The sequence below is a fragment of the Ruminococcus difficilis genome (assembly GCF_016680995.1).
On the sequence record NZ_JAEQMG010000040.1, the window covers coordinates 22,336 to 47,806 of the forward strand.

General features: G+C 52.5%; 16 protein-coding genes and 1 tRNA gene. 6 read left to right on the forward strand and 11 right to left on the reverse strand.

Annotation, left to right across the window (positions count from 1 at the left end):
- Nucleotides 1–73: 73 nt before the first annotated feature.
- Nucleotides 74–880 (forward strand): hypothetical protein, encoded by an 807-nt coding sequence (locus JKK62_RS02675; protein WP_201426864.1) that lies wholly within the window; start codon nt 74–76, stop codon nt 878–880.
- A 161-nt stretch (nt 881–1,041) separates the two neighbouring features.
- On the opposite strand, the gene JKK62_RS02680 is transcribed toward JKK62_RS02675, so the two are convergent.
- The 7 genes from JKK62_RS02680 to JKK62_RS02710 all read right to left on the reverse strand — a co-directional run bounded on the left by JKK62_RS02680 (nt 1,042) and on the right by JKK62_RS02710 (nt 9,864).
- On the reverse strand, nt 1,042–1,830 hold the full coding sequence (locus JKK62_RS02680; protein ID WP_201426865.1) for a nucleotidyltransferase domain-containing protein: 789 nt from the start codon (nt 1,828–1,830) through the stop codon (nt 1,042–1,044).
- A 97-nt stretch (nt 1,831–1,927) separates the two neighbouring features.
- A tRNA-Ala gene (locus JKK62_RS02685) sits at nt 1,928–2,003 on the reverse strand.
- A 353-nt stretch (nt 2,004–2,356) separates the two neighbouring features.
- Nucleotides 2,357–3,736: a thioether cross-link-forming SCIFF peptide maturase gene (gene scfB / locus JKK62_RS02690; protein WP_201426866.1), complete on the reverse strand. Its 1,380-nt coding sequence runs from the start codon at nt 3,734–3,736 to the stop codon at nt 2,357–2,359.
- 245 nt (nt 3,737–3,981) lie between these two features.
- The gene (scfA, locus tag JKK62_RS02695) at nt 3,982–4,134 is read right to left on the reverse strand and encodes a six-cysteine ranthipeptide SCIFF (RefSeq protein ID WP_201426867.1); all 153 of its coding nucleotides are present in this window, start codon (nt 4,132–4,134) and stop codon (nt 3,982–3,984) included.
- A gap of 63 nt (nt 4,135–4,197) precedes the next feature.
- On the reverse strand, nt 4,198–5,586 hold the full coding sequence (locus JKK62_RS02700; RefSeq protein ID WP_201426868.1) for an aminotransferase class I/II-fold pyridoxal phosphate-dependent enzyme: 1,389 nt from the start codon (nt 5,584–5,586) through the stop codon (nt 4,198–4,200).
- 2 nt (nt 5,587–5,588) lie between these two features.
- A complete protein-coding gene (locus JKK62_RS17720) occupies nt 5,589–6,842 on the reverse strand; it encodes a 2-hydroxyacyl-CoA dehydratase (RefSeq protein WP_201426869.1) in 1,254 nt (417 codons plus the stop codon).
- 1 nt (nt 6,843) lies between these two features.
- The gene (locus tag JKK62_RS02710) at nt 6,844–9,864 is read right to left on the reverse strand and encodes an acyl-CoA dehydratase activase (RefSeq protein ID WP_201426870.1); all 3,021 of its coding nucleotides are present in this window, start codon (nt 9,862–9,864) and stop codon (nt 6,844–6,846) included.
- Nucleotides 9,865–10,115: 251 nt separating this feature from the next.
- Between JKK62_RS02710 and JKK62_RS02715 the strand changes: the two genes are divergently transcribed.
- Nucleotides 10,116–10,922, forward strand: coding sequence for a hypothetical protein (locus JKK62_RS02715; RefSeq protein WP_201426871.1), 807 nt, complete (start codon nt 10,116–10,118; stop codon nt 10,920–10,922).
- A gap of 199 nt (nt 10,923–11,121) precedes the next feature.
- Here JKK62_RS02715 and JKK62_RS02720 read toward each other — a convergent pair whose 3' ends face one another.
- Complete coding sequence (locus JKK62_RS02720; protein WP_201426872.1) at nt 11,122–12,615, reverse strand: UDP-N-acetylmuramoyl-L-alanyl-D-glutamate--2,6-diaminopimelate ligase; 1,494 nt, start codon at nt 12,613–12,615, stop codon at nt 11,122–11,124.
- Nucleotides 12,616–13,138: 523 nt separating this feature from the next.
- On the opposite strand from JKK62_RS02720, the gene JKK62_RS02725 reads away from it, so the two are divergent.
- From JKK62_RS02725 to JKK62_RS02740, 4 genes are all read left to right on the forward strand, one after another.
- A complete protein-coding gene (locus JKK62_RS02725; protein ID WP_201426873.1) occupies nt 13,139–14,428 on the forward strand; it encodes an extracellular solute-binding protein in 1,290 nt (429 codons plus the stop codon).
- Between the two features lie 154 nt (nt 14,429–14,582).
- Nucleotides 14,583–16,082 carry a carbohydrate ABC transporter permease gene (locus JKK62_RS02730; RefSeq protein WP_201426874.1) on the forward strand — a complete coding sequence of 500 codons (1,500 nt, stop codon included), beginning with the start codon at nt 14,583–14,585 and terminating at the stop codon, nt 16,080–16,082.
- Entirely contained in the window at nt 16,079–16,936 is an 858-nt protein-coding gene (locus JKK62_RS02735; protein WP_201426875.1) for a sugar ABC transporter permease, read from the forward strand. Before JKK62_RS02730 ends, JKK62_RS02735 begins: the two co-directional genes overlap by 4 nt.
- A 655-nt stretch (nt 16,937–17,591) precedes the next feature.
- Complete coding sequence (locus JKK62_RS02740; protein ID WP_201426876.1) at nt 17,592–19,187, forward strand: alpha-amylase family glycosyl hydrolase; 1,596 nt, start codon at nt 17,592–17,594, stop codon at nt 19,185–19,187.
- Between the two features lie 151 nt (nt 19,188–19,338).
- Here JKK62_RS02740 and JKK62_RS02745 read toward each other — a convergent pair whose 3' ends face one another.
- The 3 genes from JKK62_RS02745 to JKK62_RS02755 form a co-directional block, all read right to left on the reverse strand.
- A complete protein-coding gene (locus JKK62_RS02745) occupies nt 19,339–20,250 on the reverse strand; it encodes an alpha/beta fold hydrolase (protein WP_201426877.1) in 912 nt (303 codons plus the stop codon).
- Nucleotides 20,251–20,307: 57 nt separating this feature from the next.
- Nucleotides 20,308–23,841: an ABC transporter ATP-binding protein/permease gene (locus JKK62_RS02750; protein ID WP_201426878.1), complete on the reverse strand. Its 3,534-nt coding sequence runs from the start codon at nt 23,839–23,841 to the stop codon at nt 20,308–20,310.
- Between the two features lie 258 nt (nt 23,842–24,099).
- Nucleotides 24,100–25,371 (reverse strand): MGDG synthase family glycosyltransferase, encoded by a 1,272-nt coding sequence (locus JKK62_RS02755; protein WP_201426879.1) that lies wholly within the window; start codon nt 25,369–25,371, stop codon nt 24,100–24,102.
- Between the last annotated feature and the right edge of the window lie 100 nt (nt 25,372–25,471).

Below are 25,471 nucleotides of genomic sequence, written 5' to 3' on the forward strand. Positions count from 1 at the left end.
TCTGATAGGAAACAGGCTTTAGCGGTTTTATTCGATTTCCTATCAGAAATCCACATAACGTAAGGAGTAAACAATGGTTGAGGATAACAAAGCTGTGAATACCATCCCATCGGAAGAAACCGATGCGAATATAACAGAAAAAGCCGCACCCGAGGATGTTTCCGAAAACGGCGGATCAAGTGCCGAAAAGCCGGAGAAAAAATCCTTTTGGAATGAGAACAAGGTCGAGATCATCGTGGCGATCCTTCTCGGCGTGACCGCGCTGCTGACAGCGTGGGCTTCGTGGATCGGATCCCTGCACGGCGGCATCCAGGCGATCAACTTCACCAAGAGCAACAATACGTCCTCACAGGCGACTTCCGCGTATAACCTCGGTTTACAGATGTTTCTTTCCGATATCATGACATGGAACACGATGATGGATTATTCCTTTGAAATGGCGATGGCGGAATCTGACGGCAATCAGGATAAGGTTGATCTCATCAATGAAAAGCTCAAAACATATACGGAACAGAACGCGAGCGATATCCTGATGGAGGGTATCAAATGGATGAAGGACAACGATGAGGACAGTCCGTTCAAAATGCCGCAAATCACCGAGAAGTATTTTACGGACGCCGAAGAGAAGTCCGAGGAGGCGAGAGACCTGCTCAAAGAGGGTCAGAATGATAACGCGCGCGGCGACGCCTATAATCTCGTGAGCGTACTCTATTCGCTGGTGCTGTTCCTGCTCGGTATCGTCGGAATATTCAAGCGGCTGCCGAACCGTATCGGCGTTTTGTCGATCGCTTTAGTCATTCTGATCGGCGCTTTGATCTATATGCTGACGATCCCGCTGCCGACAGGCTTCAATATATGGAACTATATTGGATTGAAATAAATCAACAGATTCATTTGTTTACCATGGAGAGCCTGAATATCCGCCTATTCTTCCTCGGTATGGAGGAAACAGAGAATATTCCGATTACGGCATAAAATATACCTGCCTGTTCACATCGCGTGAGCAGGCGGGTTTTTCACATCAGGTTTTTACGGATAATATCATAAACTCTCCCGTATTAGCACTGATTTAAGCTCTGTAATAACAGTATTCAAATCTTCGGTCAGATTATCGCTGTGTATCAACATATCATCAAAAAGTCGGTTGAGGTTTTCTTCAAAGTGATCAGGAAGAATAGTGCAATTATTTCTGCAAAGCTCAATCAATCGCTTTTCGCCGGGATGTGTTTGCATGTTCAATGCGAAAATCACATCAAAATACGATTCCAAAAAGGCGGCTGTTCTGTGAACAACGCTTACTCTGTCGTTTCTGCCGTTCGCCTTTTTCAATTGCAGGGAGTATGCAGGCATGGCGCTGTATAAAAGAGCTGTGTTTCTTTTGATGATGTTATTTCGGAGTTCTTCGGGATAAGGAACGGAAAAGCGTTCTTTGGCGTTTAGAAGCCTTCCGTACTTATCGCAGACAATTTTACAGGTCAAAAGGTTATGCCACATACAGGTAGTATATCCGTTGTATGCCTCAAACCTTTCCACAACTCTCGCAACACCGTCACAAAATTCGTCCAGATTGCGATAAAGGATGTCGATGTCGATTCCATTGTTCAGAACGCAGTTATCCTCGTATTCCCAGTAATGGTTTCCAATCTCCATATATTGGCAGTAATCAGCCAACAATGCGCGTCTGCTTTCTTCTCTGATTGGTGCAGTGATGTAAACATACACATCATAATCGGATTTTTCATCATAGTTTTCTCCCGAACGTGAACCGCCGAGCGCAATCGCCTCCACCTGATCAAATTCGGAAAGTTTTTCAAATAGCTTATTTATCATTTTTCATCACCTAAATTCCGATTTATCTTTCAAAAAATATAACACAAAACTCACAATAAGAAAAGAGGGAGTATCATGGTGATACTCCCAAAGTTCGTGGTGGAGATAAGGGGAATCGAACCCCTGACCTCTTGAATGCGAACCAAGCGCTCTACCATCTGAGCTATACCCCCGTGTCAAATGTATGAAATTGTCAGGTGCCATCGGCACATTTTGCTTATGGGGTGCGTAAGGCAACCTGTTGGGCTACCAACTGAGCTATACCCCCGTGTCAAATGTATGATATTTTCAGGTGCCGTCGGCACATTGTGCTCATGGGGTGCGTAAGCCATCCTGTCGGGCTACCAACTGAGCTATACCCCCATAACGCTAAGATATTATACACTATTTTTTTGCGTTTGTAAATAGGTAAAGAAGATTTTTTTGCAAAGAGCGGGATTATCGTTTGTTTTATCCTGTGATCTAAAACAAAAAGCAGCACCGCGTTTTCTCATCGCAGTGCTGCTTTATCTGTTGTTTTTATCGGTCACTCGGCGTTTTGAGCCTGTGCCACCTTCATCATGATGGCGCACTCGATACGCTTTTTGAACAGCTCACAGCCGTATTGGTAGGTTCCGGTGACGGAGCCTGTCGCGTGATAGGCGTTTGCGGCACATCCGCCGGAGCAATACAGCTTTGCCCAGCAATCCTTGCAGTCGGGGCGGGCATAAGCGTTGCACAGCTTGAATTCATCCTGCACAGCGGGGTTGGTGACGCCGTCATAGACGTTGCCCAGCAGGTGTTCGGTGTTGCCGACGAACTGGTGACACGGATACAGATCGCCCCACGGGGTGACCGCCATATACTCCGTACCCGAGCCGCAACCCGAGATACGCTTGTAGATGCACGGACCCGCGTTCAGGTCGAGCATATAGTGATAGAAGGTGATGGGCTTGCCTTCCTTTTCCCGTCTGAGCATATCCTTGGCGAGGATCTCATACTGCTCAAAGAGCACGGGCAGATCGTCATAAGTCAGCGCGTACGGATCATCGGGCGGGCATACCACCGGCTCCATCGAAAGCTCCGTAAAACCGAGGTCCGCCATGTGGAAGATATCGTTGGTGAAATCGGTGTTGTTGTGGGTGAAGGTGCCGCGGATATAATAGCCCTTGTTGCCGCGTCTTTCGACAAAGTGCCGGAACTTCGGCACAATCAAATCATAACTGCCGTTGCCGTTGACGGTTTTTCTCAGGCGGTCATGTACCTCTTTTCTGCCGTCGAGGCTGAGCACGACGTTGTGGCACTCCTTGTTGGCGAAGTCGATCACCTCGTCATCGAGCAGAACGCCGTTGGTGGTCAGCGTAAAGCGGAAGTTCTTGCCCTTTTCCTTTTCGATGCTTCTGCAATAGGCGGTGATTTCTTTGACGACGTCAAAGTTCATCAGGGGTTCGCCGCCGAAGAAGTCGATCTCAAGATTCTTCCTCGAGCCCGAGTGCTCGATCAAAAAGTCGATCGCCTGCTTGGCAACATCAAAGCTCATCAGCGCTCTGTCGCCGTGATACTTGCCTTGGCTTGCGAAGCAGTATTCGCAGTTGAGGTTGCAGGTGTGCGCGACGTGCAGGCACAGCGCCTTGATGACGGTGTTGCGCGCCTTGAAGTCAAAGGCAAGATCCGCGTAATCGTCAGCGGTGAACAGCTTGCCCTGCTCTTTCAGTTCCTCGATATCATCGATGCAGTCGCGGATCTCGGCTTCATCAACAGAAGCGTCATCGGCGTACTGCTTGAGCATGGCGGCGATGATGCCGTCTGTGTCCGTATCCTCGTACATCCCGATGATATCATACGCGAGATCGTCCACGACATGGACGCTGCCGCTGAAAACATCGAGGACGATGTTGTAGCCGTTGAGTTTGTAACGGTGTATCATAAGTTCCTCCGTAATGAACAATGTCATTAAGTTAAGGAAGGCTCCTTTTGGGAAAAGGAGCTGTCGGCTGACACGCGTGTCAGTCGACTGAGGAATTGTATCGATTGATCGAGCGTCAGCGAGATACTATTTCCTTAACTTGATGATGCTGTCCGTAATGACCGTTCGTTAATTCATTGCATAAGGAAAGCCGTCAGACCTTGGCGGTATAACGGCTGAAAGTTCCTTATTGTGTTCAGACGTAATTACTTCTCGCTGAGGCACTTCTCGCACTGCTGGTTAGCAACGCCGCAGGAAGTCTTGCAAGCAGACTGGCAGGAGGTCTGGCATTCGCCGCAGCCGCCGGTCTTAACGCTCTTCTGAAGGTCACGAGTCTCTATGGTCTGGATTCTTTTCATAATTGTCAACTCCTTGATTTATCTTGATTTATATGGATATTCTAACACGCGGTGCGTGCTTTGTCAACCGATTATTGAAATTAGCGGGAACGCCGAATTGTCGGTGACGATCTCATTTCCCGCCGTCCTCAAAGCCATGAGCTGCCGGAGCACCTCGCAGTCGATCACTTCACCGGGCGCGATGATCGGGATGCCCGGCGGATAGGCGCGGACATATTCGCGTGAGATCTTTCCCTCAGCTTGATCGATGTCGCGCATCTCGCCGTCCGCGTTGAGGGCTTCGCTGATGGTACAGCGCTTTTGGGGCAGGAAAGAGGCGGTGATGGTTTTCGGGTGATCTGCCGCTTTGCATTTGCTGTCAATGTCGACAAGCGCGTTGATCAGGCGGTCAAAGCCCTCGTCGGTATCGCACACGGACGTCATCGCGAGCGCATAGTCGCCGAGCGCCATCTCGAGCTCAAGGTGATAGTCCGATCGGAGCGTATCCATGAGCTCCCTGCCGCTCATACAGCCGTTACCGAAGATGCATAGCTTGCCGATATCGAAGTCAAACACATTCCCGGCGTTGATCAGCTCATCATGCGCGACGGACAAATGCCGCAGGGATGTAGCGGATTGCCGGAATTCTAAAAGCCGTCTTGTATAATCGTCAAAAGCACCGCGGCTGTCCTTCAAAAAAGTCAGACAGCGGTCGACGGACGCGAGCAGTACATAGGATGGACTGCTCGTTTCAAAAACAGAAAGCTGCCGCTGCATTTCTTTCGCCAAACCATCATCATTTGTCAGCAGCAGCGCCGTTTGCGTCATGGCGGGCAGCGTCTTGTGCAGACTGGTCACAGCCGCGTCGGCGCCGCATTGGACAGCGCTTTTCGGGAAGCTGTCCGAAAACGGAAAGTGCGCTCCGTGCGCTTCGTCGACCAACAACCTCGCACCGTATCGATGACAGATCGCGGCGATGCTTCTGATATCCGACACCACGCCCTCATAGGTGGGGGAGGTGATGACGACCAGAGAGGTTTCGGGATTCGCTTTCAGCATCTTTTCGACCGATGCGGGAGATACTGATGCAAAGATCCCTGATCCGTCGACCGTGTCGGGCAGGATGTATTCCGTATCGAGTCGGCACAGCTCGGCGGCGTGATAGACCGCCATGTGGCTGTTGCGGGCGATCAGCACGCGGTCGCCGTCCTTTGTCATCGCGCGCGTTGCCGCGAGGATCCCGACGGTCGAGCCGTTCACCAGCGCGAACGCATAGCGTGAACGGAACAGCTCCGCCGCGTCCTTTTGCAACCGAGCAAGGCATCCGCAAGGCTCGTGCAGATTGTCAAAGCCGTCGATCTCCGTGATGTCGATCTCATAGGGCAGACCGCTTTCCGCGATCCGTTTATGCCCCGGCATATGGAACGGATATGTGCCGCTGTTTGCGTAATCCTTCAGCTTTTCATACAGCATGATCAGCGCTCCGCGTTGGACAGCATCAGCTTGATGCGGTTTTCCTGATTGATCGCGGTGGCGCCGGGGTCGTAGTCGATGGCGACGATGTTGACCCCCGGATTGCGCTCCTTGATCGGCTTCATCATGCCCTTGCCAGCGATATGGTTCGGCAGGCATCCGAACGGCTGGGTGCAGATGATGTTGTTCACACCCTCGCTGATCAGCTCGAGCATTTCTGCCGTTAAAAGCCAGCCCTCGCCCATCTTCGCGCCCTGGTTGATATAGCCCTTGACGCGCTTTTGCGTTTCGTCAAAGTCCGCCATCGGCATGAAGTTCGGGTAGTAGTCCTGCATCATTTTGCGGATGTAGCGCTGTTTTTTCAGCAAAAAGCGGTACAGGAATTTGGAGCCGAACGCCTTGAATGGTCGGATACGGTACAGGTCATAGTCGACCAGACCGTTATAAACACAGTACAGACAAAAGTCGACAAAGCCCGGGATGACGGGCTCGACATTTTCTTTCAATAGGAATTGTTCCAGATTATTGTTGCCCAAGGGGGAGAACTTGACATAGATCTCGCCGACGATGCCGACCTTGACCTTGTCGCGCGGCGTATCGCCGAGGATCTTGTTGAAGTCGTCCGCAATCAGCCGATAGTTCTTCTTGACATGGCTGTAGCGCATGGTGGAGCTGTGGGAGCTTTCGTCGAGCAGACGGTTCACCCACTTTTTCACCACCCGGTCGGTGTCACCCTTGCGCTTTTCATACGGACGGCACTGGTTCGCCATCAGCATCATCAGATCGCCGTAGAACGCGCAGTACAGCATACGGTACAGCATCGGCAATGTCAGTTGAAAGCCCGGGTGACTTTCGAGCATATTGAAGTTCAGCGAGATGACGGGGATGTGCCCGTAGCCCGCCTTTTTCAGCGCCTTGCGCAATAAGTAGATGTAGTTGGAGGCACGGCAGCCGCCGCCTGTCTGGGTGATCAGCAGGGCGATCTTGTCCTTGTCATAGCGCCCCGATTCGACCGCGTTGATCAGCTGTCCGATGACCAGCAGCGCGGGATAGCAGGTGTCGTTGTGGACATACCGCAGTCCCGATTCCTTGATGTTGCCGTCAACGTCCTCGAGAAAGTCGATCTTATAGCCGTATCGCACCAGCACGTTGGAGATCAGCTTGAAGTGGATGGGCAGCATGGTGGGGACGAGGATGGTGTATTCGTCCCGCATTTCTTTGGTGAATTTCACATAATCCGCTTTTGCGACCGCCATATTACTGCCCCCTTTCCTGTAATGCGCCGATCAGACTGCGCAGACGGATCCTGACCGCGCCGAGGTTGGTGATCTCGTCGATCTTGATCTGTGTATAGAGTTTGCCGTTGCGCTCGAGAATGGAACGCACCTCGTCGGTGGTGACCGCGTCCACGCCGCAGCCGAAGGATACCAGCTGTACGAGCTGGGTATCGTCATGCTCCGAGGCATACTGTGCCGCCGCGTACAGACGGCTGTGGTAGGTCCACTGGTTGAGCACGCCGAGGGTGGGCGGCTCTTTGTCGGCGGTCACGCTGTCCTCACTGACTACGACAAAGCCCAGCGAGGTCGCCAGCTTGTCGATGCCGTGGCAGATCTCGGGATCGATGTGATAGGGTCTGCCCGCGAGGATCATGATGCGCTTGCCCTTATCGCGCGCGAACTTCACGGCGCGCGCGCCCTCGTCATAGACGCGCTGCATATGCGCGTGGTATTCGGCAATACCCGCCTTGACCGCGCGGGTCACGTCGGATTTTTTGATAAAGTCAAAGTGTTTGGATAAAACGAGCGTCAGCTCACGGCTGAGCTCCTTTTCGCTGTTGATGTTCAGATAGGGGCACAGGAACTTCGTCTGCTTGAGCGAGTCCATGTTGCTCTGCAGCAGCTCGGAGTAATAGGCGACGACAGGACAGTTGTAGAAGTTGTCGCCCTTGTTTTCGTTGATATTATAGGTCAGGCAGGGGTAGAAGATCGCGTCTGCATCCTGCTCGAGCAGGGTCTCGATGTGACCGTGCATGAGCTTGGCGGGATAGCATACGGTGTCGGACGGAATGGAGAACTGACCCTTTTGATACAGCTTGCGGGTCGAAAAGCCCGATCCGACGACCTCAAAGCCGAGCTGAGTGAAGATGGTGTGCCACAACGGGTACAGCTCGTACATACCCAGCGCCATCGGCAGACCTATTGTTCGCCTCCCTTTCCTAAGGGAGGTGTCCCGGACACGCGTGTCAAGGGACGGAGGGTTGTCAGGTTGATGGTTTGATGTCTGATAGTTCTCTATCAGCTGACGTTTATATTCATAGAGGTTGGGTAGCTTTTCATCGTCGCTGAGTCGGATGCCCGCGCCCTTTTCGCACTGGTTGCCCGAGATGAGCTTATCCTTGCCGTTGAAGATATTGATCGTCAGACGGCAGTTGTTGGTACAGCCCTTGCATACCGCCGAGCGGCTTTCATGCCTGAGCGTTCTGACCGCCTGAGCATCAAGGATAGATGATGTTTTGGGACGGTGCTCTTTCGCGTACAATGCCGCGCCGAACGCGCCCATCAGTCCCGCGATATTGGGGCGCACGACCTCGCGCCCGATCTCTTTTTCAAAACAGCGCAGTACCGCGTCGTTCATGAAGGTGCCGCCCTGCACGACGATCCTTTGCCCCAGTTCGTCGGGCGTGGTGGCGCGGATGACCTTGTAGATCGCGTTTTTGACGACCGACAGCGAGAGCCCCGCCGAGATATCCTGCACCGAGGCGCCGTCCTTCTGCGCCTGCTTGACGGACGAGTTCATGAACACCGTACAGCGTGTGCCGAGGTCGACCGGCGCCATGGAGAACAATCCCTGACGGGCGAATTCCTCGACCGTGTAGCCCATCGACTGCGCGAAGGTCTCGATGAACGAGCCGCAGCCCGAGGAGCAAGCCTCGTTGAGCATGATGCTGTCGATACTGTTGTTGCGGATCTTGAAGCATTTGATATCCTGACCGCCGATATCGAGGATGAAGTCGACATTTTTGTCAAAGAACTTCGCGGCGGTATAATGCGCCATCGTTTCCACCAGACCGAAGTCGATGGAAAACGCGCGCTTGATCAGCTCCTCACCGTAGCCGGTGACGGCGCATCCGCGGATCGTCAGCTTGTCGCCGAACTCGTCATAGATCTTTGCCAGCTGTTCCTGAACGATCTGTACGGGATTGCCCTTGTTGGAGCTGTAGTAGGTGTAGATGATGTCGCAGCTGTCGGTGATGACGACCAGCTTGGTCGTCGTGGAGCCGCAGTCGATGCCGATATACGCGTCGCCCGTATAGCCGCCGGCGTACTCGGTCTTGACACTGTTCTGCGTATGGCGGTGGATGAACGCCTGATATTCGTTTTTATCCTTGAACAGAGGAGGTAAGGTCGAAACCTTCTCCTTGTGCTTCATGCTCTCTTTGAGGCGCTTTACCAGCTCCTCATAGCCCATCAGTTCGCTGTCCTCGGAGTAGAGCGACGCGCCGATCGCGACGGCGTACAGCCCGTAGCCGGGGAAGATCGCGTTCTCTTCGCTGAGCTTCAACGTCTCGACAAAGCGCTCTCTGAGCCCCATGCAGTAGTGGAGCGGCCCGCCGAGGAACATGACCTTGCCCTCGATCTTTCTGCCCTGCGCCAGTCCGCCGACGGTCTGATTGACGACCGCCTGATAGATGGAGGCGGCGATATCCGCCTTGGTCGCGCCCTGGTTGATCAGCGGCTGGATATCCGTTTTCGCGAATACGCCGCAGCGCGAGGCAATGGGGTAGAGGTGTTGATGCGTCAGACTCAGCTCATCCATCTCGGTGTTGGAGAGGTTCAAGAGGGTTGCCATCTGGTCGATGAACGCGCCGGTACCGCCCGCGCAGGAGCCGTTCATGCGCTCGTCCAGTCCGCCGGTGAAGAAGATGATCTTCGCGTCCTCACCGCCCAGCTCGATCACCGCGTCGGTGTCGGGTTGTAAGCAGCGCACACATTCGGCGGTGGCGTAGACCTCCTGCACAAAGCTCAGCCGCGCGGCATTCGCCATGCCCATGCCCGCCGAGCCGGATACCGCAACGGTAAAGCTGCGTCCGTCGAGCAGTTCCTTGATCGCTTCCACCATTTCGAGCGTCTTTTGGCGCACCTGCGAGAAGTGGCGTTCGTAGCGGCTGTAGATCAGCTCGCCGTCATCGATCAGAGCGAGCTTGGCGGTCGTGGAGCCGATGTCGATGCCCAGCAGCAGATTGCCCTCTGTTCTGTTTTTCGGATCGTTTATCTTCATGTTGTCCTCTTATCAAACGACATATACGTAAGTCGGCAAAAACGCCTGTCAATCCATGTCGAAATTTGCATATTAATAGAAATGCCCACACTATTTTACCATCTTTTGGAGCAAATGCAAGATTTGCGGGACATTTCGCTGTAGTAAAAATACGGTCAATCGGGAAAAAATATGTGTAAAATACCTATGTGACTTGCTATTTGCCCGATAATGGTTTATGATAAAGATACTATCGTTAGGAGGAAATGATCATGAAACGATTGTTAGCATTATTGCTTGCCGGTATATTGACGGCGAGCGCGCTGAGCGCATGCTCTTATTTGCCCAAAAAGGGAAAGTCGACGAGTCCGACAGACGCGCCCTTGCCTACCTATGTGCCCTCGTCTAAGTCGTCAAAATCCGAGAAAGCAAAAGATGATGAAAAACAAGATCCCGATGTAGCGTCTTCTAACGCGAGAAATAAAGAGGTGAAGAACGATTCCTCTACCGCTGTTATTTCGGATTATATCAAGGATGCGAAAGAATCGGTCATCATCCTGCCCGGCGGCGGTGAAAAGCGCTGTGCGATCCCCGAGGTCTTGTTGAGCAGCAGTGACGCCAAGGCCGCGAACAGTGAGATCATTAAGACATACGGTACTTATTTTGACGATCCCGAAAAATATAACTATGTGAGCGAGCTGTATTATGAAGCCTATTTGTATGATAAGTTCCTCAGCGTCTATGTCAAGGAGAAGGTCGACGGCGGCAATACCACCGGACTGTGCTATTGCTTTGATATCACCGACGGCAGCGAGCTGAGCGCCGAAAAGCTCTGCTCCATGACCAATCATGACTACAACACCGCGATCAGTACGCTGAAAACCAACCTGACCTCATATTATGACGGCAAATACAGCAATCTGAAGGATAATGACGAGATGAGGAGCAAGACGCTCGAGGACAGCAACATCAAAGCGTCTAAGATGTTCTTCAACGATTCCCATGAGCTGACCGCGATGGTTCAGATCTACGCCGCGGTAGGCGGCGGCCACTGGGTCGAAATCATCCCTGCAGAATAATACTCGATAAAGGCTCCCTTTTGTAAAGGGAGCTGCTGAGCAAGGCGAAGCTGAGGGATTGCATAATTGTTCGAGCGTCAGCGAGATACAATAAGATAACGAAACGCCCTGCGGTTTTGAGCCGCAGGGCGTTGTTGGTGTTTTGATAGTTATTGCGAGAGGCAAGCAAACGCTCAGCCCGCGGCAATCCCGACATCTGTTATCTGTTGCCGGAATCGTCATCATCCTCGTCGTCCTGATCGGCGTCGATGATGTCGGCGATGATCTCGCGCTCATCCATGTGGTATTTCACGCCGCGGATCTCCTGATAATCCTCGTGACCCTTACCGGCGAGGACGATGATATCGCCCGCCTCGGCGTTCTCGATGCAGTAGCGGATCGCGTCGATACGGTTGGGAATGACGACGTATTTGCCGCCTACCTTGTCGAGACCGACCTTGATATCCGCAATGATGTCATTCACATCCTCAAAGCGGCTGTTGTCCTCAGTGACGACGGAGAGGTCGCTCAGCTTGCCGCTGACCTCGCCCATCTCGAAGCGGCGGCTCTTCGGACGGTTACCGCCCGCGCCGAACATCGTGATCAGGCGGTGGGGCTTATATTCGCGCAGGGTTGAGAGCACGTTCTCCATCGATACCGCGTTGTGCGCGTAGTCGATGAGCATGGTGTAGTTGCCGGGTACCGGCACGACCTCGACTCTGCCCTTGACCTTGACGCTCTTCAATCCGTCGAGGATATCCTGCTTGTCGATGGCAAAATGGCGGCATACCGCGATCGCGGCAAGCGCGTTGTAGACGGAGAAGCGTCCCGGGATCGCGACGTTTACGCTCAGCTCCTCGACGCCGGTGGTCTTGAAATGTACGCCGATGAAGCCGCGCTTCGCGACCAGCTCGTCACCGTGCGCGACAAGATCGGCATTCTCGCTGTAGCCGTAGGTCTCGATCTCGCAGGTGTGACCCTCAGTCACGCCCTTGGCATTCTCATCATCGATGTTGATGAGACCGGTCTTGCAGCGCCTAAAGAGCAGGGCTTTGCAGGCGAGGTATTCCGCCATATCCTTGTGCTCGCTGTCGCCGATATGATCGCTGGAGAAGTTGGTGAAGATGCCGTAATCAAAGAGGATCCCGTCGGTGCGGTGCCATTTCAATCCGAGAGACGACGCCTCGACGACCATCGCCTTACAGCCCTCGCTGACCATGCGGCGCATCGCCTGCTGGATCTCATAGCTCTCGGGCGTGGTGTTGTTGGTCTTGTAGATACGGTTATCGATCAGGATGCCTAAGGTGCCGATGGTGCCGGTCTTGATGCCCGCGTTCTCTAAGATGGAGCGGATCATGGCGACCGTGGTGGTCTTGCCCTTGGTTCCCGTGACGGCGATGGTGGTCAGCTCCTCGGCGGGTCTGCCGAAGAATTCCACGCTCATCAGCGCCAGTGTGGCACGCGCGTCCTTGACGCGGACGACGGTGACGCCGTCATACGCGACGCCCTCATTCTCGACGACCAGCGCCCTTGCGCCGCGCTCTACCGCGTCGGGGATGAACTTGTGACCGTCGACGTTGTAGCCCTTGAGCGCGACAAAGACGCAGCCCTTGACGACCTTGCGGCTGTCATAGATCACATCCTTGATGTTGACGTCAAGCGAGCCCGCGTCTACGGTATATTCACAGTTTTTCAGTAATTCGATCAGTTTCATCGGGAACCTCCATGATATGACGAACAGGATCCGTTTTTGCGCAAAACAGCGATCCCGTTGTGTGAATGCGGTGTTGATACCTATATATTATACATAGAAAACAGGCGGAATGTCAACGTGTCTTTTTAGAGGTAAAATGTCAATTTAGTCAAAATAGACGAAAATATTTGAAAACTTCGGTACACGGTTGGTTTAATTCCGATGCAGAAAAATAAATCCCTGTGCGAGCAACATTGACCTATGTTTCAAAGAGATGACACTGACAAGTTGCACAAAAGCGAAACAGTTATATTCTACAAAAACAAAGGACAGCATTTATGCAAAACAAACAATAATCTTTTTTTCAATTGTCAAAACCAACAAAAATCAAATCCCAAATTAATGTTTTAGATAAAAAGTACAAAAGGAGTTGAAATCACAGGGGCAACTATGGTAAAATTGATACAGTGATTAGGTGCGCCGGTCCGGATTCTCGGTGCAGCTATCCAAAAAATATTTTTGGAAAGAAAGAAGGAAAACAAACATGAAAAAAATCATTGCTCTGTTGCTGGCAGTTATGATGCTGGCATCCGTACTCGCTGCCTGCGGCGGCAACAACAACGGCGGCAGCAACGGCGGCGCCGCAAAAGGCGACGTTTTCCAGGGTGAAGACAATGTCACACTGCTGGTATGGGCTCCCGAAGCTGCTGTTGAACTGACTCAGCAGTTATGCGAAGAGTTCAAGAGTGAACATTCCGACAAGAACATCACCATCGATGTTAAGCCTCAGGAAGAGGGCGACGTAGCTGCTCAGATCCTGAACGACCCGTCTGTTGCGGGCGACGTATTCAGCTTTGCATGCGACCAGATGAACCGTCTGGATAAGTCCAAGGTTCTCGATCCCGTTCCGAAGGCTGAAGACAATCTCGGCATCGATTATGTCAGCGAAGTCAAGGGTCGCGACTCCGAGGCTTCTGTTGAGGCTGCTACCATGAAGGGCGAACTCCTCGCTTACCCCGAGACCGGTGAGAACGGCTACTATCTCGTATACGATAAGAGCGTTGTTTCTGACGAAGACGCTAAGACCTTTGAGGGCGTTCTCGAAGCTTGCCGCAAGGCCGGTAAGAAGTTCAACATGGATGCCGGTAACGGTTTCTATTCCTGCATGTTCATGTTCACCGGCGGTCTTGAGATCCAGGGTCTGAACGATGAAGGCGTACAGCAGTTCAACAGCTATGACGAAGAGAAGGTCGTAGATTCTCTCGAGGCATTCGCTAACCTGTTCCATGAGTACAGCGACATCTTCCAGTCCGATAACGTTGATAAGACCGGTTCCGGTATGGCTCAGAACCCCAGATCCGTAGCTGCAGGTATCGACGGTTCCTGGAACGCTGCTACCGTTAAGAGCAAGCTCGGCGACGATTACGGCGCTGCTAAGCTCCCCACCATCAACATCAAGGGCACTGACACTCAGATCATCTCCATGAGCGGTTACAAGCTCATCGGCGTTAACGCTCAGTCCAAGGCTCCCTACACCGCTCACGCTCTGGCTAACTACCTCGCAGGCGAGAAGTGCCAGCTGGCTCGTGCAGAGAAGCTGTCCTGGAGCCCCTCCAACAAGGTTGCTGTTGAGTCTGACACAGTCAAGGCTAACCTCGGTTCCATGGCTTGCCTCGAGCAGGCGAAGTTCGCTCTGCCCCAGGTCAACATCGCTGATACCTTCTGGGCTCCCATGGGTACCCTCGGTAACTATCTCGTAAAGACCAAGGATATCACCAGAGACGGCATCAAGACCGAATTCAACAAGACCATCACCAACATCAAGGACGAATAATTCTTTGATCGATTCACCGCAGCAGCGGTGCAGGATTCTATCCGTATCTTAAACAGTCCGACAGTCAGGCGGCGCCCTGCCGCCTGACTGAGAGATCGCCTTGAGCGATCACATTACCGCTGCGCGGTATAAATCTATACTGGGAAGTGAACTGATGAATTATATTGATTATGTACAGCTCAATCCCTTCCAGAAATTCGGTTATAATTTCGTAAAGTTCTTTAAGGCTTTACCCGGCAACTTAAAGAAGATCTTCTGCGCGATCGGCAGATTTTTCAAGAGAATCTTCTTAACCATCGGAAAAGGCTTTGCCGGATATTTCTCGAGATTTGTAAAGGGTGATTGGGCGACTAAATGTTCCTACCTCATCATGGGTGTAGGTAACGCTTCCAAGGGACAGCTTGTCAAGGGCTTTTTGTTCCTGCTCGTAGAGGTAGCGTACATCCTGTTCATGATATTCTTCGGATGGGGCTATCTTGTCAAGTTCCCGACACTGGGCACTGTCAGCCCGGTAGATGAGAACGGTCGTCGTGTCAAAGGTATCGTTCCGGATAACTCCATGCTGATCCTTCTGTACGGCGTTATGACCATCATCGTTACCGTTCTTTTCTTCTGCGTTTATATTGCAAACACCAAATCCGCTTACAAGGCACAGCAGACCGTTGCCGAAGGCAAAAAGCCCATCGGCTTCAAGGATGAGATGAAGGAATTCCTCGACAGCAAGTTCCATGTAACGCTTCTCGCGTTCCCGACGCTGACGATCTCCGTTTTCACCATCCTGCCGCTGATCTTCATGATCCTGATCGCGTTCACGAACTTCGACAGCGATCATAACGAGTTGGCGCATCTGTTCACGTGGGTCGGATTTGATACATTCAGGCAGGTATTTGAAACATCAGGCAGAGCCTCGATGGGCGCTACCTTTATCGAATTGACTGAATGGACCCTGATTTGGGCTGTTTTCGCTACCGTACTCAACTACATCTTAGGTATGGTCGTAGCCCTGATGATCAACAAAAAGGGCATCAAGCTCAAGGCGCTGTGGAGAACCCTGTTCGTTGTTACCGTTGCGGTTCCTCAGTTCGTATCTCTGCTGCTCATGAGCCAGATGCTGAATGTTAACGACGGTGCGATCAACACGCTCTTGTGTGAAGTGCTGCATATCATACCGCAGCACATCGACTTCTTGGGCGGCGATCCGACGGTAGCGCGTATCACGGTTATCGTTGTTAACTGCTGGGTAGGTATTCCCTACACGATTTTGATTACATCCGGTATTCTGATGAATATTCCGGCTGACCTATATGAGAGTGCGACGATCGACGGCGCGGGTCCTGTGAAGTCCTTCTTCAGCATCACCCTGCCCTACATGCTCTTCGTCACCACTCCTTACCTCATCACCAGCTTTGTCGGCAACATCAATAACTTCAACGTTATCTACCTGTTGACGTCAAATCTGCAGAATTCTAATGACTTGTACAAAGCGGGTCACACCGACTTGCTTGTCACATGGTTGTTTAAGCTGACAATGAATGAGCACGACTATAACCTGGCTGCCGCGATCGGTATTCTGGTATTCATCGTCTGCGCTACGATTTCCTTGCTCACCTTCAACCTGACGAAGTCAGCTAAGAACGAGGAGGAATTCTCATGATTAAGAGTTATAAGATTCGCAGAGTTATTACCAATATCTTTGTCTATGTCCTTCTCGGCGGTTTGGGACTTATCTGGATCTCTCCGCTTGTATACCTGGTCCTCCACTCCTTCAGAGCAGAGGGTCTGGCACAGGTTGACTATCTGATCCCCAAGTCCTACTCATTCCAGAACTACATCGATCTGTTCACGGTAACCGGCGGCGGTACCAACTTCCCCAGATGGTTCCTGAACACCTTTATCGTAGCGATCTTCAGCTGCATCATCTCCACTCTGGCTGTTATGATGGTTTCCTATGCGTTCAGCCGACTGAGATTCAAGGCGAGAAAGCCGATGATCAACATCGGTATGATTCTGGGTATGTTCCCCGGCTTCATGACCATGATCGCTATCTATTACCTGTTAAAGGCTATGGGTCTGACCCAGACGCTGGTAGCGCTGGTTATCTGCTATTCGGCAGGCGCGGGCTTAGGCTATCAGATCAGTAAGGGCTTCTTCGATACGATTCCGAGAGCGCTGGACGAGGCTGCGACCATCGACGGCGCAACGAAGAACCAGATCTTCTGGAAGATCATTCTTCCGATGTCAAAGCCGATCATCGTCTACACCGTACTGACATCCTTTATCGGTCCTTGGACGGACTTCATCTTGGCTAAGATCATCATGGGCTCCAAGATCGATAACTATACGGTCGCGATCGGCCTGCAAAACATGTTGGCTGCCGGTAAGTCACTGACGCAGTTCAAGATGTTCCTCGCCGGTTCCGTCGTAGTTGCGGTACCTATCACAATTCTCTTCCTTGTCATGCAGAGATATTATGTAGAAGGCGTCACCGCCGGCGGCGTAAAGGGCTAATTAGGTTGATATTGCAAAGGGCGGGGTTGCTACTCCGCCCTTTTGTGGTTTTTGATGATGATGTAGGGACGAGCATTGCTCGTCCGACGCAAGTGTATTATGTTCCCATTGATACAAAGCTTTTTATTCAGAATAGTCATTGTGAGGGGCGCGAAAGTTAGGATGAAGGGAGTCGAACTCAATTGCCGATAATGAGTCATTTTCAGTCTTTATCGGCTTATCGTCGATCGCAACCCGTCAGGGTTACTCCTCCTCTGCACCGAGAAATCCATGAAAAATGATCTCATTCTCGGTGCGAAGCAGTTTATAGCGAGTAGATTTTTGTCTGGTCGAGGAAAAGCCGGAGTGAATACTGGCGTATTCACGAGGATTTTGACGAAGAGCAGGCGGAAATCTACCGCTATAAACCAATTGGGGTTCAACTCTCTTCATCCTAAGGTTGAGATTAACACATCGGAACGCTGTTCCTCCTCGTAATGACGATTCGTATGCGCCCCGTGGCAATCTCAACCGAATAAGAAGGCGGTTCAATACCACGTTTGCACTGTGTGTGGATAAAGCGGCGTATTATATAGGAATCATATCGTTTGTGACAGTCCTATGCGGACGACCACTGGTCGTCCCTACCACCATAGATAACGAATAGGAGAGTAATATGAAAAAAGTACTATCCCTTCTTTTAGCGATTTGCCTGATCGTATCGTTGCTCGCGGCATGCGGCGGCAACAAATCCGGCGACCCTGTAGATAACAATAAGGCGGAGGCGTCAAAGGACAAATATCGCGATTACTATCAGGTATGGATCGGATCGTTCTGCGATTCCAACAATGACAAGATCGGCGATCTGCCCGGCGTGCTTTCCAAGCTGGATTATATCAATGACGGCGATCCCAACGGCGGCGACGACCTCGGCGCCGACGGTATCTGGCTCTCGCCGATGATGCCGTCACAGTCCTACCACAAGTACAATGTGCGCGACTACTTCAATATCGATCCCGATTTCGGAACGCTCGAGGACTTCGATAAGCTGCTCACCGCGTGCCATGAACGCGGCGTCAAGGTCATCATCGATCTGGTGCTCAATCACAGCGGTAATGACCACGAGTTCTTCGAGAAAGCAGGCGAAGAACTGCGCGAGGGCAAAGAAGACGGCTACGCGCGCTATTATAATGTGTCAAAAACACAGGACAGCACCTATAATCGCCCCGTCATGGGTTCCGATTATTACTATGAGGGACAGTTTGATTCCACGATGCCCGACTGGAACCTGAGCTATCAGGGAACCCGTGATTATTTTGAAAAGGTCACCAAATTCTGGCTTGACAGAGGCGTAGACGGCTTCCGTCTTGACGCGATCAAGCACTTTGAAGATAAGGATACCGACGGCGTCGAGTTCATGAAGTGGTTCTATCAGATGGCACAGGGCTACAACCCCGACGTCTATATGGTCGGTGAGAACTGGTCTGAGTCCGGCGACATCTATGAGATGTACGACAGCGGCATCGACAGCCAGTTCAACTTTAAGTTCGCCGGCAACGGCGGCGAGTTCATCGTCGCGTCACACGGCAATGTGGCGGACATGGCGACCAAGCTCAAAAAGTTTGACGATAATATCAAGAAGCACAACGAAAAGGCGATCAACGCCAACTTCCTGAGCAATCACGATATGCTGCGTCTGTACAGCATACTGGAAGAGGAAGATAATAAGATGGCTGCGGCGCTGTATATGCTCGCGCCCGGCAACACCTTCACCTATTACGGCGAAGAGATCGGTATCGAAGCACCGTCCTCCAAAGGCGACGCCAACTACCGCACCGCGATGATCTGGGATAACGAGAATCTGCCCGATATCAAGTTCCAGGGCTCACCCGCCGTGCAGAAGAACGAGCTCGGCGGCGTGGAGCAGCAGCTCGGTCAGGAGCACAGCCTGCTGAACACCTACCGCAAGCTGATCAAGATCCGCCTGCAAAATCCCGAGATCGCCCGCGGCAGCATCGAAAAGGTCGTGGATTTCGAAGATCCCATGTGCACCGGCTTGCTGATCAATTATAACGACAGCCGTGTGCTGGTCATCCATAACGGCGGCAAAGAGGCAAAGGAGCTGACGATCGATGCGATCGAAAAGCCCGAGCTCAGAGGCTGGTCGACCGCGGATAAGGCGGAGAGCCCCTCCACAGAGACCCCGAAGCTCTCCAATACCAAGCTTTCTGTTCCCGCCAGAACATCTGTCGTCCTCAAGGAAAAGAAATAATGTCAATCCCCGGTGAGCTTCCTCCCATTTGATCCAACAAAACAGCGCCCGACCGCGATGGTCGGGCGCATTTTTCATTGTTCGGTATAGGGGAGGGGATCGATCCGATTTTATTGTATTTGTCGTGCGATCAAAGCGGACGCGCTATTGATCAGCCGACAAAGACGAGGATGTCGTTGATGACGTCATCCTTGCAAAAATCCTGAAGGATCTCGTGACGATAGCCCTCATAGAGCTTCATATGGACATTGGCGCCTTTCTCCTTGAGAAGCGCAAAGACCTTTTTGATGCCCTTGCCGTGTTCGCCGACGGGATCCTCACTGCCGGAGAGCAGGAGGATGGGCATTTTCTTGTTGATCTTATCGAACCAGCCCTGATCGTTGCTGTATTTGTTCAGCTTCACCAGATCCTGCATCGCGGAAACCGTGAACAAAAAGGTGCACAGCGGATCCTTGCGATAACGGTCACGGTTCGCTCTGTCCACGGAAAGCCACGCGTATTTATCGTTTTCATGCTCAAATCCCTTGTTGTAGGAGCCGAACGCCATCGAGTAGATCAGGTCGGAGTAGCCGCGGGTACCCTTGAGCTTTTTCAGTACACCGCTCAGCGCGATGCCCGCGCCCGAAGCGGGATTGGGACCGCCGGTGCCCATGATGATCAGCTTGTCGCAGTGATCGTACTTCGCGGCGGTCAGGCGCACGATGAACGAGCCCATGCTGTGCCCCATGAGGATCAACGGGAGCGCCTTGCCCATCTCGTTTTTCACTTCTTTGCCGAAGAGGAACACATCGTCCACCAACAGCCTCCAGCTGTCTTTCTCGGCAAAAAAGCCCAGTTCTTCCTTGGATGCGGTCTGACCGTGACCGATGTGGTCGTATCCGAAGGTGATGTAGCCGGATTCCGCCATTTTTCGCATGAAGCCGTCATAGCGGCCGATATACTCGGTCATGCCGTGAACCACGTGGAATAAGCCCTTCGCCACTCCCTCGGGCAGATAGACTTTGCCCTTTAACATATGCTTTTTATCGGATGAGAGAACCTCTTTATCGATGACGCGTACCATAATAAACCTCCGTTTTCGTTCGGTATTTGCGAGTCAATTTGTTCGTCGAGTCGTTTTTTATTCGGAGCGCAGTGCCGTGACGGGATCGCTCTTAGCCGCTTTGCGCGACGGGATGATACCGCCGATGAGCGTCAGCACGATGCTCAGCAGGATCAGGATCCCCGCGGCGGCAGGCGGCAGGATCGCGTTTATGTTCTGCTGATTGGTCAGCGAATGCAGGATCGCGTTCGCCGGTATGATGATCAGCGCGGTGATACCCACGCCGATCACACCCGCCAAGGCGCCGATGATGAAGGTCTCGGCGTTGAACACCTGAGAGATATTGCGCTTGGACGCGCCGATCGCCCTGAGGATGCCGATCTCCTTTTTGCGCTCCAGCACGCTGATATAGGTGATGACGCCGATCATGATGGACGATACCACCAGCGAGACTGCGACAAACGCGATCAGGATATAGCTGATGGCGTTGATGATCATCGTGATCGAGCTCATCAGCGCGTCGACGATGTCGGTGTATTCGATCACCTTATCGTCGTCACCCGCCGCTTTCATCCGATCGTTATAATCGCTGATCAGATCCTTGATGTGCTGTTTACTGTCAAAGTCCTTGGGATAGATGGTGATGGTGGACGGATTATCGAGGTCGGCATAGCCCAGCTTTCTGAGGTTGCCGTCATAGGAGCTCTGTGTCGTGGACAACAGCGATACCATCAGATCCTTGAGCTCCTCGGCGGTCATCTCGGTCTTGAAGAGATCCGCCAGTGTGTCGGTGTTGAAGTCAAAGGCGCTGAGCAGGTTATCCGAGATACCGGAGGTCAGGGAAGCCATGCTCGACTGCAGAGCGGAGGTGATCTGACCGGTCATCGCGGAGATGATCTTTGTCATCACGCCGCTCAGCTGTGCCGTCACGATGTCGGAGTATTTGGATACGCTGCTTTCGAGGGCGGAGGTGTCGATCGCGTCGGCAACAGCGTCCTTGATCAGCGAGGTAGCCTCATCGGTGGCGAGGTACTTGGTGAACGAGGTCAGCAGGTAGGACGCCGAGGGCAGATCATGGCTGTCGGCGTAGCTCTCATATCCGCTGACGAGCTGAGAAGCCATACTGTTGAGCTCCTCGTCGGTCGGGGAGAGCGACTCCACCTTTTTGCGCAGTCCTTCCGCACCGTCCGTGAGGATCTGCTTTGCGTCATCGGACTGCATGTACTCGGCGATATGGGTATAATCGTCAAGCTCATAGTTGTGTTTTGTCAGCCACAGCGGATATCCCGCGATCAGGTTTTCGGCGATAGCGGAGATATCCTCCTCCTTGATCGCGTCGTCACTGTGCTTGTTGAGATAGTCGTTGATGATGGATTTCAGCACCTCCTTGCCGTCGTCGGAGGTGAGGAACTGGCGCAGTGATGACGGCAGCTTGGAGATATCCGCGCGGCTGTCGGATGCCGAGTAGCTTTCATAGCCGCTGAGCAGCTTGGTGAACAGCGTTTTCATGGTGTCGGAGGTCATCGAGAAGTTGATGTTCCCCAGCAGATCTTCGATCTCCGAGGCGCTGAGCTCGGGCATCAGGGAGCTGAAGTCGTCCGCCGAAACCGCCGAACTCATATCCATGCCGGAGAGATCCATGTCGGAGAAATCGAGCCCGCTCAGATCCATGGAGGAAAGATCAAAGCCGCTGTCACCTAAGTTGAAAGCGTCAGTGATCGCGTCGCTGTCGACTGAGAACAGGGAGCTGAAATCCATATTCTTGTTGTTGGATTTGTCGTCGAAGGATTTACCGGTAAAGACGTCGATATCGGGATTCTCGATCTGATCCTTGACGATCTGTGAATCCTTGGCGAGGTCGATGATATGCTGTGTCAGCGACGCGGGGTAGCCGATGCCGATATTGATCCGCGGGGAGGAGTTGTTGCCGTTTGGCTGGATGACGCCGACGATCTTCAGCGGCTCACCCTTCTCGTCGACCGTCTTTTTGACATAGCTCTTGTCGGAGCTGTGATCTGTCCAGACCTCATAGCTCTTGTCGTAGGTATAAAAATCCGTAACGGATACCATGCGGAATTCGATGCCGATAAAGTCGTCATATTCATAATGTCCCGGCTCGGAGATGTTGTCGACGGCTTTACCCTCCGAGAACTTGTTGATCATGTCCTCAAGCTCTTCGGGATCCTTCAATCCCATCGCGTACAGCGACATATCGGAGACTCTGCCGTTGGAGGAAAGCGCCAACACACATTCGTTGTAGCTTTCAGGCCATTTACCGGCTTTCAGGTCAAAGCCCGATTGGAAGAGCTCTTCATCCGCTGACATCGGGAAGAAGCTGTCGGTGCTGGTAAAGGTGGACAAAAGCCCGTTCGAGCTGCCGTCCGTTCCGGAAAAGCCCAGAGCGGAAAAGCTGGTGTCGGGATTCACCTGACGGTAATCGTCCTCCGTCTGTCTGTAGATGCGCGGAACGATGTTGTAGTCATACTCGATCGACTGGACATGCTCATCGATATCGCACTCATCGCTCTCGAAATATGCCTTGAGGGATTTCAGATCATTTTTGTTCATGCCGGAGAACATATTGGTGATCGTGCGCCATTCCTCTACGGACTTTTGATCCTCGGTCGAGGCGGAGGAGCTGCCGGACGCTGCCATCGAATCGGCGTACATCGACGTCAGGTTAAAGCTGGTATCGGTGATCTGCAAGGGATAATCTTGCAGACTGTCCTCCTCGACGCTGCGGATATATTCATTCGCGCCATTGGACATCGCGAGGATCATCGCGATGCCGATGATGCCGATGGAACCGGCAAAGGCGACTAAGATCGTGCGCGCTTTCTTTGTCCAAAGGTTATTGAACGACAGCTGCAGCGAGGTCAGCAGCGACATAGAGGATTTGCCGAGGTTTTTATGGACAGCGTCGCTGCCCTCGGGGTTGAAGGGATCGGAGTCGGAGGTGATCTCACCGTCCTTGAGGGTCACGATACGCGTCGCGTATTGCTCGGCAAGCTCGGGGTTGTGGGTGACCATCACGACCAGCCGATCCTCGGCGACCTTCTTGAGCAGATCCATGACCTGGATACTGGTATCACTGTCCAGCGCGCCGGTAGGTTCGTCGGCGAGCAGGATATCCGGATCGTTGACCAGCGCGCGCGCGATCGCGACACGCTGCATCTGACCGCCGGAGAGCTGAGAGGGCTTTTTATGGATATGCTCCTCGAGCCCGACCTCCTTGAGCGCTTCAGTCGCGCGGCGGGCACGCTCATTGGCGCTGATACCGCTGATGGTCAGCGCGAGCTCGACATTTTTGAGAACCGTCTGGTGGGGGATGAGGTTGTAGCTCTGAAAGACGAATCCGACGGTATGGTTGCGGTAGGAGTCCCAGTCGCGGTCGGTATAGCGCTTTGTGCTCACGCCGTTGATGATCAGGTTGCCGTCGTCATAGCGATCCAGTCCGCCGATGATATTCAACAGGGTCGTTTTGCCGGAGCCGCTCTGTCCGAGGATCGCGACAAATTCATTGTCACGCAGGCTCAGTGACACGCCCTTGAGCGCCTCTTGCACCAGATTTCCCGTTTTATATACTTTTCGTATGCCTTCGATTTGCAGCATCGTTTTCTCCTTTGCGGGGCAGAGGTTGATGTTCTATATTATATGTTATATATAATGATATAATCGTCTACTTTCTTAGCCTATATTATAGCGGGAAACGGGGGTGAAGTAAATAGATTTCCGCAAAGATTCACAATAAATTTCAAAGAAGGCATAATCATGCACCTGACCCGCAAAAAAACATCCCCCGGGCACACTGCCCAAAGCGGGGATGTTCTCATACAGATCGTTATGGTGAGCCGGATAAGGGTGGGGAGATCACGTTTTGTCGTTCTCCTCTGCCAGCCGCTTCGCCAGCTCAATGATATTCTGACACGAGTTCTTGCGCACATAGCTGCGGCAGCTCTCGCGCATGGATTCCAGCTTAGCTCTGTCCTTGAGCAGACTGCCGACCGTCTCGGCTGCCTTGCTGCTTTCCTCTAAGATCACGCCGATGTTGTTCTCCACCAACAGCGCCGCGTTCTGCTCCTCCTGTCCGGGATACGCCTTGAACACGACCATCGGCAGCGCGCAGGCGATGCTCTCGGAGGTGGTCAGACCGCCGGGCTTGGTGACGATCAGATCACTCGCGTGCATATAATCGTCGACGTTGTTGATAAAGAAAAACAGCTTGGTCGGCTTATGATCCTCGATCGTGCGGCGGAAGGTGCGGTTCAGCTGTTCCACGACACTTTCCGTCTGATAGTACATATAGCGCAGGACGTTATCGTCGGGGAAGCGTCGGAGCAATTCGGGCTCCTCCTCGGTGACGAACTCCTTCTCGTCATTGAGCAGCATTTGGAACGCGTCATACAGCTTTTGGTTGCGGCCGGTGATGACGATGATCTGGTAGTCGACGTCGATCTTTTGCAGATTCTCATAGATCTCGAGGATATCCGTCACGCCGAAGCTGCCCGCCATGATCAGCACGGTGAGCTTATCCTTGTCAAAGCCCAGCTCCTCAAGCACCTCCTCACGGCTTTTGCCGTTGCCCTCATAGAACTGCTCAAACACCGGATGACCGTAGTCAAAGATCGTGTCGCGTTCGATCCCGTATTCATCCGCTAAGATATCCTTTGCCTGTGAAGAGGCGGTGATATAGGCGGTGATACCGTCCGAGATGTAGGTGCGGTGGGGCAGAAAATCCGTGACGATGGAGATCAGCGGAATATGGATGCTGCCCTCCTGATTCATATAGCCGACGATCGCGCCCGCGAACGGATGACAGCTGATGATAGCGTCGGGATTGAGCTCTTCGATCTTGCTTTGCAGGCGTTTGCTGCATTGCTGATAGATGATGTTCACCGTATCGGACAGCGGAGATTTTTTATCGGAGCTTTTATACATCGCGCCGAACAGCGCGGGCGTCAGGGTGACCAGCGCCTTATATCCCTTGACGACGGTGAAGTTCAGCGCCGGGGAGCATTCCTCGATCGCGTCGATGATCGCGACGTTCGTATCGGGTTGATTCTTTTCGACATATGTTCTCAGCGCGTCGGCAGCGCGGTTATGACCTCCGCCGGTCGAGGCGGTCAGGATCAGGATATTCAATAGTATCGCCTTTCTTTCATATGGATAGTGCCGCGAACATCCTCTGTTCGGTGGCATACATCTATATTATAGCCTATTCATTGAAAGAGTGCAACGCTGA